At 49.5% G+C, this 15,971-nt stretch carries 9 protein-coding genes; 6 read left to right on the forward strand and 3 right to left on the reverse strand.

From position 1 onward, the window contains the following. Nucleotides 1-73: 73 nt before the first annotated feature. A complete protein-coding gene (locus tag ACFQ0N_RS13255; protein WP_379326737.1) occupies nucleotides 74-1,132 on the forward strand; it encodes a hypothetical protein in 1,059 nt (352 codons plus the stop codon). A gap of 64 nt (nucleotides 1,133-1,196) precedes the next feature. Here ACFQ0N_RS13255 and ACFQ0N_RS13260 read toward each other — a convergent pair whose 3' ends face one another. Further along, on the reverse strand, nucleotides 1,197-3,494 hold the full coding sequence (locus ACFQ0N_RS13260) for a helix-turn-helix domain-containing protein (RefSeq protein WP_379326739.1): 2,298 nt from the start codon (nucleotides 3,492-3,494) through the stop codon (nucleotides 1,197-1,199). A 238-nt stretch (nucleotides 3,495-3,732) separates the two neighbouring features. Between ACFQ0N_RS13260 and ACFQ0N_RS13265 the strand changes: the two genes are divergently transcribed. The 4 genes from ACFQ0N_RS13265 to ACFQ0N_RS13280 all read left to right on the forward strand — a co-directional run bounded on the left by ACFQ0N_RS13265 (nucleotide 3,733) and on the right by ACFQ0N_RS13280 (nucleotide 12,234). Next, nucleotides 3,733-5,328 carry an extracellular solute-binding protein gene (locus ACFQ0N_RS13265; RefSeq protein WP_379326741.1) on the forward strand — a complete coding sequence of 532 codons (1,596 nt, stop codon included), beginning with the start codon at nucleotides 3,733-3,735 and terminating at the stop codon, nucleotides 5,326-5,328. Nucleotides 5,329-5,353: 25 nt separating this feature from the next. After that, nucleotides 5,354-6,277, forward strand: coding sequence for an ABC transporter permease (locus ACFQ0N_RS13270; protein WP_379326743.1), 924 nt, complete (start codon nucleotides 5,354-5,356; stop codon nucleotides 6,275-6,277). Beyond that, nucleotides 6,271-7,125 (forward strand): carbohydrate ABC transporter permease, encoded by an 855-nt coding sequence (locus tag ACFQ0N_RS13275; protein ID WP_379326745.1) that lies wholly within the window; start codon nucleotides 6,271-6,273, stop codon nucleotides 7,123-7,125. Before ACFQ0N_RS13270 ends, ACFQ0N_RS13275 begins: the two co-directional genes overlap by 7 nt. An 87-nt stretch (nucleotides 7,126-7,212) precedes the next feature. After that, the gene (locus ACFQ0N_RS13280) at nucleotides 7,213-12,234 is read left to right on the forward strand and encodes an S-layer homology domain-containing protein (protein WP_379326747.1); all 5,022 of its coding nucleotides are present in this window, start codon (nucleotides 7,213-7,215) and stop codon (nucleotides 12,232-12,234) included. Between the two features lie 166 nt (nucleotides 12,235-12,400). On the opposite strand, the gene ACFQ0N_RS13285 is transcribed toward ACFQ0N_RS13280, so the two are convergent. After that, a complete protein-coding gene (locus tag ACFQ0N_RS13285) occupies nucleotides 12,401-12,649 on the reverse strand; it encodes a hypothetical protein (protein WP_379326749.1) in 249 nt (82 codons plus the stop codon). A 134-nt stretch (nucleotides 12,650-12,783) separates the two neighbouring features. Between ACFQ0N_RS13285 and ACFQ0N_RS13290 the strand changes: the two genes are divergently transcribed. Next, nucleotides 12,784-13,137 (forward strand): transposase, encoded by a 354-nt coding sequence (locus tag ACFQ0N_RS13290; protein ID WP_379326751.1) that lies wholly within the window; start codon nucleotides 12,784-12,786, stop codon nucleotides 13,135-13,137. Between the two features lie 253 nt (nucleotides 13,138-13,390). Here ACFQ0N_RS13290 and ACFQ0N_RS13295 read toward each other — a convergent pair whose 3' ends face one another. Beyond that, on the reverse strand, nucleotides 13,391-15,841 hold the full coding sequence (locus ACFQ0N_RS13295; protein ID WP_379326753.1) for a sialidase family protein: 2,451 nt from the start codon (nucleotides 15,839-15,841) through the stop codon (nucleotides 13,391-13,393). Nucleotides 15,842-15,971 lie beyond the last annotated feature (130 nt).

Genomic DNA, 15,971 nt, shown 5'->3' on the forward strand with positions numbered 1-15,971 from the left:
TTCATTTTCATGTTTCTATCGTATACAATGTTTAGAGTCTAAGATTTATGAAATAATGGAGGGAGTTTACGACATGAAAGTATGGAAGACTAGTCTCGTTGTCTTGCTGGCGGCTATTCTAATGGTTGTCACAGCCTGCAGCTCAGGCAAACCGCCGAAGGAAGCGGCCGTGTCTGCACTGTCGAAAATGACAGAATTGAAATCATACACTTTTAAAGGTTCATTCGGTTTTGATGAAGTTGAAATTCCGCAGGATCTTGCTGATTCCGCTGAAGCTGCAGGCGCTGCAGCTGTAGTGAGCATGCTGAAAGGCGCAAAAGTAGATGTTAAGGGTACTTATCAAGCAGATCCGATGCGTTCGGACATTACCCTTGATTTGACGCTAGGCAGTGCAGATTCCAGCTTTAATCTGTCGATTCCGATGATTATGACAAAAGAGAAAATGTGGGTAAAAGTGCCTGCAATTCCTGGATTGCCTATTCCGGAGGAAATTTCCGGCAAGTTTGTCGAAATTGATACGAAGAAGCTGATGGAAGAGGCAGAGACGCCTATGCCGGATACGGCCTTGATGCAGAAGCTAGGACAGGAAGCTCTTAAGGTACTGCTTGACGGCTTTGATGAGAAAACTTACTTCAGCGAGTTGAAAGCGAAAGATGTGCAAGGCTTGCCAGAAGGCATGAAGCCGGATCAAATTGTACGTTTTGCCATCACGCCTGATAACTTTGACGATACAGTGAAAACTCTGGTATCGACTGTTATACCAAAACTGATTGACACCGTTGCAAGCAAAGAAGAGTATATGACTGCTCTGAACTTAAAGAAAGAAGACTTGGAACAAGCCAAGAAAGAAGTTACAGCTACAGATGATTCCGAGATTACAAAAGCTCTGGAAGAAATGAAGAAAGATCTGGTTGTCCATGAGTTGAGCATGACTGGCGCGATTAAAGGCGGATATTTGACTTATCAAGACGTGCGCGCTAACCTGGAGTTTACTCCGGAAGACAGTGAGAAAGTAAAGCTGGGCTTCCATTTCTCCACGACATATGATGACATCAACAAATCTGTCAAGTTCGAAAACGAAATTCCGTCAGATGCTATTTCAATTGAAGAGTTGTTCGGCGGTGCATATTAATAATACTAAGTAATACTTAGTGATATTTGCAAGGGCGCTTCTTAGGAGAGGCGCCCTTGTTGCTTTATTTATAAACTTGGCGGTAAGCGGTTGGTGTCATGCCATAATACTTTTTGAAGTTCCTCAGAAAGCTGGAGAAATTGGTATAGCCGATCTGCCAGGCAACCTCATTCAAAGTCAAAGTGGTTTCCAGAAGCAGACTATGGGCTGCCTTCATCCGAATGTCCATCAGACAATCCACAAAGTTGCTGAAGGTGTATTCCTTGAACAGTTTGCTCAAATAGTTAGGACTAATGCCGAATAGGTCAGCCAAGTAATTGACGGATAAATCGCTTTGCGCATAGTGAACATGCACATAAGCGAGAATAGCTTCGATGAGCTCATTCGTTTTTTTGCGATTGCTCCGCTTCTTATCCAGCGCTCTCAACAGACCAGTCAGCAAGATGCCAAGTTCGGTATGCATCTCCTGCAGTGATTCGCAATTGTGCAGCTGGAAGAGAATGCTGTCCTGCTCCTCCTGAAATTGTTCGTGCAATTCCGTATTTGCTGTGGCCCTTAGTGCTTTCAATATCACCTGCAGACAGAGCTGGACGACGGTATCTTTGGATAATTTGCAGGCTGCTACGCGATCAAATAATTCGTTCAACAGCAACTCTGTACTGCTGCCGTTCACTTGCTTTACCGCCTCAATCAATTCATCAACCGTTTCGAATACTTCGAGCAAGCTTTGGCTATTCCAGCCGCGCACGTTATCTGAAGTAATAAGCGTATTTGGTCCGGTCAATATTTTAAAGGAAATGAATGTAGCTGACTCCCGGTAGGAGGTATGGATTTCCGGAAAATCGGTATAATGAGTGCCGATCCCGATGCAGATTGTCCGCTTGAAATGATCCTTGATATAGCTTTTCAACAACTCTCCGAAACGAAGCGATGTCGCAGCGTTCTCAGCTGTGTTCTCTGAAGCGAAGCTGAGAATCATCACCGCCTGATAGTCGTTCATTTGGACAGCCGCTCCGCGAACCCCATCATAATGGTCATGCACCGTCTCTTCTGCTACGTTGCATAGTGCATAGAGATACAGGTTATGATCGCCCACATTTTGCATCACAGCTTTATTATCGAACTCCATCGTCATCACTATATAGTTGGCTGGAAATAGCTTGATTCCCACATGCTTCAGCAGCGGCTCTGCGGCAGTAAATTTCGTGCGATTGCCTGTCAGCATATCGAACATCATTTGCAGCTTCAGCGCAGGGATGCTCTCGTGCAATTTTCTCTCTGCATCAGAATAGCCGGTAAAAACTTGCTGGATTTTATTATGCAGATCGGTGTAGGATGCATCGGTTGATAACGAATGATTAGATACTGGAGACGTATGACGTGTTGTGATCTCCTCCAGCTTGACGACAAAATGCTCCATCGGAGTAAACCAGCGGTGATTAACAAACCGGGTGACGATAATGGCAAGGATGACCATGAAGCATGCTAATCCAATCAGGATGTTGCGCACCGTTTCCGATAATGCGCTCAGCTGCTGCTGCGATACAATATAGACTAACGTCCAGCCGCTGTAACCGGAATGATTGTAAAAGACATATTGGCGGCCTGAGCTTGTTTTTTCCGTCATATAGCCTGCTCCTTCTTGTGACAGGATGGAGGAGCTGTAGCTTTTATCTATAATTGTCTGGTGGATAAGCGTCGGATCCTTATGCGATAAAATCGTTCCTTCTCGATCAATGAGGAATACATTATAACTGTCATTGAATTGCAGGTCGGCAAACATGCTTGAAATACTTTTTTCATTAATTTGGGTAATGATAACGCCTGTACTGTCGCGGGCGCGTGCTGTAAAGGGATAATGCCGCACAAGCAGCACATCATTGTTGAGTGGAGTTGAAGTCCATTTGGCAGTCTGATTGCTTTCGCTTAATGACTTGACCCAGGTTTTCTCCGGGACATCCTGCAAGTCATAATAGTCGGCTGCGGTGACGAGCTTGCCGCTGCGCTTGGAATAAAGCAAGATTGATTTCATGTTGAAATTAGAGCCAAGTATGCTGCCCATCCTGTCTTGCAGCGTGGAAATACTAAGCAAGTATTCAGAATCATTAGAAGCGGAATTTTCGAAAAAAGTATGACTGTCATTCGTCCGCAAAAAATTAAGCATGGTCAGATCGATTTCTTGTAATGTATGATCAACGCGTTTGCTAATTTGATTGAGTACATTTTGGTTGGAGCTAATGACTTGTTTTTCTAATTGGCGCATGGAGCTTACATAATAGATGACAGCTGTTGTCATAATGATCAGAACGAATAAAGCGATATAGATGATTTGAACTTTCAGCGATATTTTTCTTTTTCTCAATCTATTTGCGCCCCCCCCCTTGCACACTATCTCTACGATTATAGGACAAGCGAAAGTGAGTTGCGAGTGGCAAATTCCCTCCGCTAGGTTGCGATGTCTATACAAATGGATCGAAAATGGGAAGTGAGACCTTATTGTAGGTTATGCAACTATTCAGAGCAGCCGTTTGTTAGCTATATTGAGTGTGTGATCTTTCGATCCATGTATCAGGCTGACGAAAAATAAGGAGGGCAAATGGATGTACAGAAAGAGAAAGAAAATGATGGCACGCTCCATGTTAATAATGTCCTTGTGTGCAACCTCTGTGTTGTCTGCTTGCGGGGAAAGCAATAATGCCGATATTCCTACAGGCACCGAACCGACTCCAGTTAATGCTAATAACGAGGACAAACTGGCCTCGCTGCCCAAGGAAATATCGGCTTCTATTTATGACCGTGGACAGGTGGCAACTGATGAAGGCGCATATGAGGACAATCGGTGGACAAAGTTTATTAATGAAAACTCCGGCGTCAAGGTGAACTGGGTGCCGATTCCCCGTAACCAGGAGGCTGATAAGTTTAACGTCTTGATTGCATCGGAGCAGGCTCCGGATTTACTGACCACATACAATCGTGATTTTATCGGACGCTGGGCAAATGAAGGCGCGATACAGCCGCTTGACGAGTACATCGATAAATATAGCACGAGCTATAAAAAGTATTTGCAGGAGCACCCGGAGCTGAAGCCGTATTTGACGATGGAAGATGGAAAGATCTATGCGATTGCCAGTACGAGGCCGACACGTGCCAATACAGTCATATTAATCCGTCAGGACTGGCTGGATAAGCTGGGTCTGGAAATGCCGAAGACCGTAGATGATCTGATTGCAGTAGCGAAAGCGTTCCGCGACAATGATCCGGATGGCAACGGCGTCAAAGATACGATTCCGATGGCGATGTCAACTTCTTATACAGCCATTACGGATGACTGGTTCATGGCTCGCAGCGCTGAGTGGTTTGTGGAGGAAGGCAAAACCGTTCAGAGCTTTTTTACAGATCGATATCTGGATGCGCTGGCTTTCCGCCAGCTTGCTTATAAGGAAGGGCTTGTAGATAAAGAGTATGCGACAGACAAAGAATTTTCACGTCAGAAGCAGCTATGGACGACAGGCAGATCCGGCATTTATTTTACTGGCTTAATGGACAACACGTTAACAGATTTGCGGAAAAATGACCCGAATGCCAAGCTGGCAGCCGTGCCGCCGCTGGCGACAAAGTACGGTACGAACGGTTATCAGGTAGAGGTTCCGAATCACTTGCTGACGGCATTCAACAAAGGGATGAAAAATCCGAAGGCTGCGATGGAATTTATCGACTGGCTGCTGGATACGGGCTGGATGCCGCTAACCTATGGCACCGAAGATGTCCATTACAAGCTGAAAGGCGATATTCCGGTCACGATCGATTACGATAAGTGGAAAAAAGAAGTGAGCTACGCAAGTGAATATCGCGTTGTGCAGCAAGAGAAAATGACACCGGAATATTTGACGACACAAGCGGGCGACGATCCGATCAGTCTTGATTTAGCGGCCATGCGCAATGAAATTATTGGTTTCTCCAATTCGTATTCCTACCGCAAAGATATTCCTTACACGCCTCCTGTTGCAGAGTATGCCTCGATAGCCGGCCAATTCGAAGCAAAGTGGAAGGAAATTATTACCCGGATGTCAATGACCGATATGACGCCTGAGGAGGCGGTAACAGAAATTCGCAAAGCTTGGGATGGACTAGGCGGCGCTGGCGTTACCGAGAAGGTTCAAGCCTGGTATGACGCTAACAAGGATAAATTAAAGTAAGCTTACGCCAGGGAGGAGTCGGACAATGATGATACAGAAGCGGAGGCGCTCCCTGCTGCACTATTTGTACCGTGATCGTTATCTCTATTTATTTTTAATCCCTGCAGTGTCCTATTTCTTTTTATTCAAATATGTCACGCTTTTTGGGGAATTGATCGCGTTCAAAGATTTCCGGCTGGTGAAGGGGATTTGGAATAGTCCATGGGTCGGATTCAAGCATTTCGAAGCCCTCTTTGCCAGCAAGGATTTCTGGCTAGTGCTGCGCAACACGATGCTGCTGAATTTATATAACTTGGTCTTTGCGTTTCCGGCGCCGATTGTACTCGCGCTGCTGCTGAATGAAGTTCGGGTCAATTGGTTTAAAAGGACGGTCCAGAACATGATGTACTTGCCGTTTTTCATTTCGTGGGTCGTGCTTGGGGGAATCATTGTCTCCTTGCTGTCGCCTTCAACGGGAGTCGTCAATGCGGCGTTGCGCTCAATCGGCTTGGAGCCGGTCTATTTTATGACCAAAACCGAATGGTGGCCTGTCGTGTTCAGCGCATCGACGATCTGGCAAAGTGCAGGCTGGGGAACAATTATTTATATGGCTGCTATTACCGCTATTGACCCAGGATTATATGAAGCGGCGAAGATGGATGGGGCGAGCAAAATGCGACAGATCTGGCATATTACGCTGCCGGGCATTCGCGGGACGATTGCCATTTTGCTCGTCCTGCAAATGGGCAAAATGATGGATGTCGGATTTGAGCATGTATTTAACCTGCAAAACCCCGCTGTCATGAGCGTGTCGGATGTTATAAGCACGTATGTCTACCGAATAGGCTTGCAGAATGCGCAATATAGCTTGGCAACCGCAGTTGGATTATTTCAAGGCATTATTGGCCTAGTGCTAGTGTTGATCGTCAATAAAATCGTGAAAAAGCTGGGTGAAGGCGGATTATGGTAAATAAACTGGGCAAAGCGCCTTTGTACGTTTTTCTAATGCTGTGCGCCTTTGTGACGATGTTCCCGATCCTCAACATTCTAGCAATGTCGCTAAGCAGCAGCCGGGCGATTATATCTGGCGAGGTAACGCTTATTCCGGTCGAGTTCAGCTGGGCAGCGTATAAGCAATTGTTTGTGGATGGCCAGCTGCTGGTGGCGATGAAAAATACGGTGGTCATTACGGTGGCTGGGACTGGGCTGCAAATGATCGCGACAACCTTGGCTGCGTATTCGTTATCCAAGCCGCGGCTGAAGGGGCGGGCGTTGTTCACCTTCATGGTGCTGTTCAGCATGCTGTTCGGCACCGGATTGATTCCGCTGTTTCTGCTTGTGAAGGAGCTGCATTTGATTAATACGTTTTGGGCCATTTGGCTGCCTGGACTCGTCAGTGCTTATAATTTGTTTGTGATGAAATCGTTTTTCGAAGGCTTGCCTGTCGAGCTGGAGGAATCTGCGACGATTGACGGGGCAACGGATCTGACGGTGTTTGCCAGACTGACGATTCCGCTATCGAAACCGATCCTCGCTGCAATATCGTTATTCTATGCAGTAGCTTTGTGGAACACCTATGCGAATGCCTTGTATTTTATAAGCAAATCACAGCTGCTGCCGGTGACGGTCAAGCTCTATCAGATGCTGCAAACACCGCTTGATTCGCTGCTAGGCGGCGGCGATGCAGCGGCCTACATTCAGCCAGAAGGCTTGAAATCGGCTGCCATCATGATAACTGTCATTCCGATCTTATGTATCTATCCGTTTTTGCAAAAGTATTTCGTTAAAGGCGTTTTGCTCGGTTCTGTGAAGGGATAAAGGAAGTTGAGGGAAGCCGGAGATGAAGCATTTCCGGCGGCCTTCGTCCGTCTGGAATAGCAACTAACTTAGAGGAGGCTAGCGATAATGAGCTATCGATTCGCAAGAAAATTAGCGCTGTATACGAGTATTTTGTCTCTATGCACAGGCATTGCTGCAGGTGGAGTAGCTACGGGAGTTGTTCATGGATCAGAAATGAAAGCGCTATCCATTAATGGCGGTGAGCAGTCGGAGCCTCAAACCGTGACAGGATCCGTGTATGGCTCTTTTGTGCTTACGCCGTGGGAAACAGCCAAGCATGATTTTGGCAGCCGCAAGTATGTACCTGTATTGGAAGCGGGAAATATCGTTGTTGACGGTGTTTTAGATGAGTGGGATGACTTCTCCGGGCTGCATTTGCCGCAACAGCCTGAGCAGATTGTAATGGATGGCTGGACTGGCGAGGATGACTTGTCGGCTGTTGTCCGTTTTGCCTATGATGCCGACTATTTCTATTGGTCGGCACGTGTGACGGACAATATACACACTCCTGTAGCAGATTCTACAATGTGGAGAGGAGACAGCATTCAGTTCTCATTTGGGCTTGATGGGGAGTATGGCCCTGAATATGGCATCAACTATATGAACGGCGAAGCGCATCTCTGGCGATTTAGCGAAGGCAATGCCGTGACTGGCACGGAGCAAGTGGTTGTCGCAGCATCGCAGGATGGCCATGAAACTCGCTACGAGGCCAAGATGCCTTGGACGGCAATTTCGTCAGGCAAGCCGGAAGACGGCATTGTCCCGTTTACGCTGCTATTTAATGATAATGATGGAGGCGGGCGTAGGGGCTGGGTAGAGTGGACACCGGGCATAGGCAAGGCGAAAAGCCCGAATGAGCATGCGCGCCTCCTTCTCGTACCGTCCGGGCAAGCTTGGAGCTTCTGGGTAGAGGGGCCGGATGCCATCCATACTTCCGAAGCGGCTAACTATATGATGCATGCGGTGAACTGGAGCGATGCTCCGGTGACGCTGGATCTGGTGTCGGAGGCACTTGAGGTGCAGCAAAACATGGAGATTCCGGCGCATTTTGCAGGTGAGCTTACACTGCCATTCACTGCTGCGGGAACTGGAGCGCTTGAGCTTGATTTTGTCATGACAGAGCCAGCCACGAGCCAAGTACGGCAGCAGCATATCGCAGTAGATGTATCGATGCGGATCGAGACAATCGAGGCTAAACTAGATGCGCTGCAAGCAAAGCTGCCACAGCTCGAGCAGCTGCTGCTGCAGTGTGAAGCGCAAGGCTTGTCTACTGATTATGAACGGATCAACTACACCGTCATTAAAGATTTTATCGGTTATGGCAAGGAAGACCTTGTCAAAGGCCGGCAAAGCCGGGCGCAATATGTCGCCATCGAATTGGAGCAGCTACATAATGAAGCGGAAGCAAAGCTGCAAAGCTATTTGAACGCATTGGAGGTGCCGCAAGCTGCGCCACGTTATATAACTGGCCGATCAGAGATTTCCGGCTATTCCTTCATCGGGGATACGAAGGTGAGAAGCACCGGCACAATTGAGCAGCGTCCTATTTTCTATACAGGTTACGGTCATTTCAATCAAGTGAGAGCGGATATTCCGAAGTTCCAGGACTTGGGCGCCAATATTATTCAGATTGAGATGGGCCCGCGCGATGTCATTTTCGGCAAAAAAGATATTATGAAATATGAGGTTTACAAATCCGGCGCTGTGAATGCAACTGCGCAAGTTGCAGATGAGGCTGCCCATTCTGGCAATTACTCGCTGCGTATCGCCAATTCTTCGCCGAAGCAAGCTAATGTATTTATTAATGTTTGGCAAGCGCTCCAAGTGGAGCCGAATACGACATACACGTTCAAAGCATGGGTGAAGGGCGAAAATGCGAAAAACGTCTGGTTCCCGGGCGGAGCGGGATGGAGTCAGCGCCAGCCATTCCCGAATGGCACGTATGATTGGACAGAGGTGACACATACGTATACTACAGGTGATGCAGAGACTTCTTTTAATCTGACGATCCTGTCAGAAAATATTGGTACGGTATGGATTGATGATTTATCTGTTACGAAAGCAGGCAGTTCTGCCAACCTGGTGCAAAATCCAGGCTTTGAAGAGGTGGGTGAATACCCGGACAAGGAATATAATATTTCAACGCAAAAAATTGACACCGATATCGTGAAGGTGCTGCAGCGTGCCGAGGAAAACGATATTGCTGTAAACCTGCTAGTGTCGCCGCATTATTTTCCGGCATGGGTACTGGAGAAATGGCCGGAGCTGAATGTCAACAATGGAGGGTCATTGAAATTTTCATTATTTCATCCTATGGCGAAAAACATAATTGAAGATTATTTGCGGGTGCTGATTCCTCGCATCAAAGATTATGAATCACTGCATAGTATTACGCTCAGCAATGAGCCTGTCTATCAAACCCATATGGATGCTTATGCCCAGAATGCATGGCATGACTATCTCGAAGCTGTATACAAGGGCGATATTCAGGCGCTAAATGAGGTCTACGGCAGTGCCTATAGCTCTTTTGCAGAGATTACGATGCCTGCGCATATTACAGCATCTCCGGCATCCTATGATTACGTGATGTTCAATCAGGATTATTTTGCCCGCTGGCATGAATGGATGGCGGATATTATCCATGAGCTTGCTCCAGAGCTGCCTGTTCATGCCAAAATAATGGGTGATCCAAGGGGCAGTCTGGCCTGGGGGATCGATATTGAGCGTTTCTCGGAAATGAGCCAGATTAATGGCAATGATAACTGGAATTATGTAAATGAGGGGCCGAAGGGGTTCATGGAGGAGCTCAGCTTCTACGATATGCAGACTTCATTCAAGCAAGCGCCGATCTATAATTCTGAGCAGCATCTAATTGCTGACGGGGATAAGTGGTATAACCCGAAGCAAGCGAAGCATACTCGTTCGGTATTATGGCAAAGCGCGATCCATGGACGCAGTGCATCTACGATCTGGATTTGGGAGCGTACCTATAATGAAGCGGCCTCTTCAGAGGGGAGTGTGCTTCACCGCCCGGATGTTGTAGCTGAGGTGGGACGAACGAATCTGGACTTGAACCGTCTTGCTCTGGAAGTTACAGCTTTGCAAAATGAAGTGCCACAGACGGCAATCCTGCATTCGGTTCCGTCGGGGATCTACAGCAACGATTATGCGAATGTGTCACTGCGCGCTTATGAGGCGCTGTCGTACAGCGGCAGGAAAGCTGGATATGTTTCTGAGCGACAAATTGCTGGCGGTGGCTTGAGCGACTACAAGCTGCTTATCGTCCCAAATGCGACGCATGTAAATGCGGCGACGCTTAGCGGCATCCGGCAATTTATGGAGCAGGGCGGGTGGGTGCTTGTCATTGGCTCGAATGCTTTGAAATATAATCCGCATGCGGAGGCATTATCTGCGGCAGATCGCGACTATGTCATGAGCCATGCGGATACAATTGCGGCTGTTGATTCGACAGCTGCGCAAATCCGAACGAAGCTCGCGCCTATTTTGGAGGCGGTTGATCCTGGCCGGCTTATGCTGATTGATCAGGCTGCCGGGCAGCCGGTTTATAGCGTGGAATGGCGCAGTGTAGAGCGGGAAGATGGGCGCACGCTGCTAAATATCATGAACTACGGAACGGCAGCAGTTACGGTTACAGCGGACGGCGGATCGTATTCGTTAGCCGGTGCAACGAATTTGCTTTCTGGCAAGCAGGTATTGACAGCATCACTTGAATTGCAGCCGCTGACGCCATATTTGCTTGAGCTTCCTGCTGCGGTAGACCCGGTAGACCCGGTAGACCCGGTAGATCCAGTCGATCCTGTAGACCCAGTCGACCCAGTCGACCCGGTAGATCCGGTGGATCCCGTGGATCCCGTGGACCCGGTAGATCCGGTGGGTCCTGTAGATCCAGTGGATCCAGGTGGATCCACTGATGAGCGGAATGGTGCTGGCGACGGTATAGAGCAGAAGGCGGGCTCAGATGTACGGTTGATTGCTCCCGCCGAAATTGTGTTGGGACGTCAGGAAGTAGCCTTGCAGGCAGGGCAGGACAGTGTGGTGCTGCCGACGGAGACGCTGCAGAAATTGATCGATAAACAAGCTCAGCTTGTAATCATACAAGGAGACACGCGGCTTATGCTGACAGGGGAAGCAGCAAAGTCGTGGTTAGGTGAAAAGCGTCCGGAGGGCGCTTCACTACAAATCTTTTTGCGTGCAGAGACAGAGCAAGCAGGGCATAGCTTAGCGGCACAGGCTGGAACGGCTGCCTATGCTGATATAACTGTGCAGGGAAAAGTATGGCATGTTACCGTTCAATGGGTGAGCAAGGGTAAAGAACAAATCGTGGCGACTTTCTCAGAGCCGCTCCTGCTTTCGTTGTCTGCAAATAGCGGTGCTCCAGATACACCTGCCGGGATTTATGAGTTCAAGAGGAACGGACAGTTGGTGTTTATGGCGAGTGAAGCCACAACAGGGCGTATGGAGACCAGGATACAACAATCAGGGCGTTATGCTGTGCTCTCCTATATGAAAAAGTTTGACGATGTACCGCAGTCTCATTGGGCTTCCGTAGCGATTAGACAACTCGCTGGCTGGCAAGTGGCTACAGGCGTGACGTCAGCTTCATTTGCGCCGGAACGTCAAGTAATACGCGCCGAGTTTATAGCATTGTTGGCACGGGCACTTGGAATTGATGAAGCGGAACAAAGCCCTTTCAGTGACGTTCAGTCAGGAACGTGGTTTGCGAGACCTGTTGCAGGTGCAGCGAAGGCTGGACTGATTCAGGGGGATGACAAAGGTCGGTTTTTACCGGGAGATGTCATGAGTCGTGAGCAAATGGCAGTTTTGCTAGTGCGGGCTTACAGATGGAAGAAGGACGGGAAACTGGAGCCGATTAGTTCCGAAGCGGGAACATTCTCAAATGGCACTCAAGTGTCGGCGTGGGCTGCCCATGGCGTACAGGCGGCAGTCGATTTGCAGCTAATGAAGGGGCGCTCACGCTCAGCCCAAGCCTTCGTTCCTAAAGGCCAGGTTAGTCGCGCAGAGAGCGCTCAAGCCATTTACAACCTTTTGCAGTTGCTGAAGGGTTAGGAATAATAAAAAGGGATTGCTCTCTATTGCAAGTGTTGATAGAAGCAGTCCCTATTAGAATTTTCCTAGGCACTGGTCCACAAAAACAGGGAAAAGGGACTCAACTGCTTAGTCCCAGCCAAATGAGGCGGAAATATTGCACAAAACACATCATTTTAGGGCGATTTTATGGATTTTCTCGGAATTGTTGCACGTTCTGCAACAATCGTCTCGTACCCGGCCGCCCTTTGCAGAAGGATGATGCCCTTTCCAGATCGAGGCCGTTCATTAAGCACAGCGACATGGCGCCGATCCAGGCTTCAAGGTTGTCGCCGGGCTCAAGGCGCACCGTCATACCTGGGGTGCCGCTCCAACTGGCGCCCGGCTCGTAGACAAGGGTATCCGCAGCATCGCCGATCAGACTATCAGAAGCCATCCCTTCTGCCTTCAGCCCAATGACCACGCGCGTGTCCCAAGCTTCCGGGCATACCTGCTGCTTTCAACATCATATCAACTTTGGAACGGGAGATCCAAATCATCTTACAACCGTATCAACGGGAACTCGAATGGTTGGACACGATCCCCGGTATCAACAAGGATGGATCGGCGGACATCCTTACGGAGATCGGTCCTGACATGTCGCCCTTTCCGAAAGATCATCATTTGGCCTCATGGTCTACGCTAAGTCCGGGACAAAATGAAAGTGCTGGCAAAAAAGGGAAGACGAAGACAGGTAAAGGCAACAAGTATTTGAGAGCGGCCTTGAATCAAGCTCCGAATGCTGCGGTTCGAAGCAAAGACACCCGATTAGGTCTTTTTTATCGAAGTGTAAAAACCCGACATGGACACAAACAAACAGTCGTAGCCGTCTCCCACTTGCTCATCCGAATCATCTACCACCTGTTGAAAACGGGTAGCCCTTAACAAGAGATGGGAGATCGATTTATACGTAAGAAAAAGAATCCTAGCGTGAATTCGCTGGTCAAAGAAATCGAGCAATTAGGATACAAAGTTCAACTCACTTCCAACTCAGCCGCTACGGAGTAATCCTAAAAAAAGGAAGGAACTCCGTCTAGGGAGGACTTTTTGCGCTTTTCTTCGACTTTAGAGTATATTTTCGTACAAAAATAACGGATCGTCGGTCCGCACGCCTCTTGGTCACCCGTCTACTCGCTCGTCAGCCCTCAGCGGCCAAATCCGCTACATCCGCTGCAGAAAGCGGGTAGTTGAAAATGCGCACCTCATCGACCGCACCCTGCAAATAGCCGGTCGTGCCGACGCTTCCAAGCAGCAGCGGGAGAGGGCTGCTCACATTTCCGCCTAGCAGCGTCGCCTTCTGTCCTTGAAGCACGCCATCGACATAGAGGGAAAGGCTTTTCTCACGGTCGACAACGGCGGCGATGTGATGCCACTGCCCGTCATTCCAGGAGGAGGTGGATCGTACATCGTCATAGGTCGGCCCGTAATCCAGCAGAAACCGGATCTTGCCGTCAGCTTCATAACGAAGCCAGAAGGAAGCGTTGGTATCGCCCTTGTTGATGATGTACTGCGGAACGCCACCGCGGCCCGTTCTGGCCCATAGCGACAGCGAAAAGGACTGGCTGGTTCCGAAGTTGAGCGCCGTTGTGCCCGAAGCAGGGAATGCAGCTTTGCCTGTTATCCCATCGAACGCCAGACCATTCCCGATTGCCCCGTCTGTTATGCGAGATGCCCCGGCAAATGTGCCGTTAATGCGATGAACAGTGGCGTCGTACAGGATGTCGCCTGACGGCTCCTCCATGGACCAGGAAGCCATCAGCCCATATAGCTGCTGAATCTCCTGCTCTCCGAGCGGATAATTGTAAAGTTTTACCTCATCCACCAGGCCGGTTAGCGAGTTTGCGCCCGGCACTCCGACGGTAAGCGGCAGCTGGCTGGATACGCTGCCTCCGCTCAATTGCCCGTTGGCTGCTACTTTTACCCCATCTACATACAAAGCCATTCCGGCGCCCCGCTTCACTGTACCGGCAACATGATGCCATTTGCCGTCGTTATAGGCGGCGGTTGATCGTACATCGTCATAGGTGCTGCCGTAGTCCAGCAGAAAACGCAATGTTCCGTCCGCTTCGAAGCGCAGCCAGTAGGAGGCGTTCGTATCGCCTTTGTTCAAAACAAACTGCACCTTGCCTGTTTTGCTTGTTTTTACCCAGGCGGATAAGGTGAAGTCCTTGTCAGTGCCAAAGTTGAAGTCGCCGCTGTCTGGATTGCCCAGATCGGCATAATGCCCGTTGCCGCCAAGCTCTAGCGCACTGCCGAATTTGCCCGCGCTGCTGCGGGACGCTTGTACGATCATGCCGTCGTGACCGCCGGACGACCGGTCATAGACGATGCTTCCCGCAGCCTCATCAAAGGGCCAGTGCCCGAGCAGTTTCCGATCCCAATGCAGCAGAGAGACGATGGCGCGGTTCGGCACAAGCGAGTTCCATTCATTGCTGGAGACGATGCTCAAGGAAGGTGAAACATCATAGGTTCCAAAATTGCCGAGCTGGGCCCGGTCGCTCGTAATGCCCATCACAATGCGCTCGCTTTCCTTTTGCAGCCGCAGGGTAACCGGATCGACCTTGGCCATCCACAGCGGCGCGCGGTAGCGGAATATGTCCGAATTAGAGCTGTCCTTGCGCGTGTAGACGAGGTAGAGCGCGTCAGGGCGATTGATCCAGTGCATCTGTGTGTTCATACTGCCTTCAACAAGCGTACCGTCATCCCATTGCAGCGGCACGGCATCCTCCCAATGCAGCCCGTCAGCGCTTTTGGCTAGACGGTTTTGCAAATCGTCGCGCATGGTCATGAAGAATTCGCCGTTCCATCGGGTCAGCGAAGGCTCGATGCCGGAACGATTGCCATTGCCGCCTGTCTTGCCAACCGCAGTACCTTCCCCCAGATAGGTCAGGGTCGAACCGTCGAATCCGACCTGCATCACTTTCAGCGTGCCTGAACCATCCAGCGGGTTGATCGGCCACAAAATCGTGCCGCTGCTGTCGTCAAGTATATAAGGATAGACGCTGCCAGTATGTCCATAGACGCCGGGCCAGTCCATCAGGTACCAATCGGCGCTCCATGTGTCAGTGGCGGGATCGTACACGGCATAAGCAGGGTAATTGTGCTTCTTGTAATTGGAGCTTGCCAGATTATAGGATTGCGCCATGCCGAACAGAATGATTTTGCCGGATTGCGGATGGTAGACCGGCACAGGATCAATCAGCATGCCGTCATAGCCGTCCGGCAGCGTCTTCCATTGGTACTGCGGAATGCGTACAAGAGGCGACCACGTATCCCCGCCATCGGTACTTACAGCGTAGGCGATATCATAGAAAACATCGCTCAAATTCGGGGTTTCTTTCGGGTCGAGCGAGACTGTGCATAGCAGCTTGGGCTCAGGCTCCAACGGGCGGGGGATAGCCGCGCAGCGCAGATGGGACCACCAGAAGTTATTGCTGCCATCGTTCTCATACAATACTTTCTCTTCCAGTACAAAATCCGGAGTTGAATGGGAAGCGCTTACATAAAAAACTGCAGAAAAATTGGTTATTGCGGTTAAGCATAAAGTGAGCATTAGTACCATGGACAGGACACGGCTGCAAGTTTCCATCGTGAATGACTCATCTCCTCGGAAGGGAATAAGAACGAAGCGAAACCTGCCCCCTTTACCGTAAGCTCCGGGAACGCCGAAGCCAGGCGCAGGCGATTCGTTCTTATTCAGCATAGCAGCAAAGCAGGCA

Origin of the sequence: Paenibacillus sp. GCM10027626 (assembly GCF_042676285.1) — a bacterium.
Taxonomy (GTDB): domain Bacteria; phylum Bacillota; class Bacilli; order Paenibacillales; family Paenibacillaceae; genus Paenibacillus_Z.

What these genes read in the sequence shown, in the direction of transcription:
- ACFQ0N_RS13280 (WP_379326747.1), top strand. Translation starts at nt 7,213, where the DNA reads ATGAGCTATCGATTCGCAAGAAAATTAGCGCTGTATACGAGTATTTTG.
- ACFQ0N_RS13285 (WP_379326749.1), bottom strand. Translation starts at nt 12,649, where the DNA reads ATGGCTTCTGATAGTCTGATCGGCGATGCTGCGGATACCCTTGTCTAC.
- ACFQ0N_RS13255 (WP_379326737.1), top strand. Translation starts at nt 74, where the DNA reads ATGAAAGTATGGAAGACTAGTCTCGTTGTCTTGCTGGCGGCTATTCTA.
- ACFQ0N_RS13265 (WP_379326741.1), top strand. Translation starts at nt 3,733, where the DNA reads ATGTACAGAAAGAGAAAGAAAATGATGGCACGCTCCATGTTAATAATG.
- ACFQ0N_RS13275 (WP_379326745.1), top strand. Translation starts at nt 6,271, where the DNA reads ATGGTAAATAAACTGGGCAAAGCGCCTTTGTACGTTTTTCTAATGCTG.
- ACFQ0N_RS13270 (WP_379326743.1), top strand. Translation starts at nt 5,354, where the DNA reads ATGATGATACAGAAGCGGAGGCGCTCCCTGCTGCACTATTTGTACCGT.
- ACFQ0N_RS13295 (WP_379326753.1), bottom strand. Translation starts at nt 15,841, where the DNA reads ATGGAAACTTGCAGCCGTGTCCTGTCCATGGTACTAATGCTCACTTTA.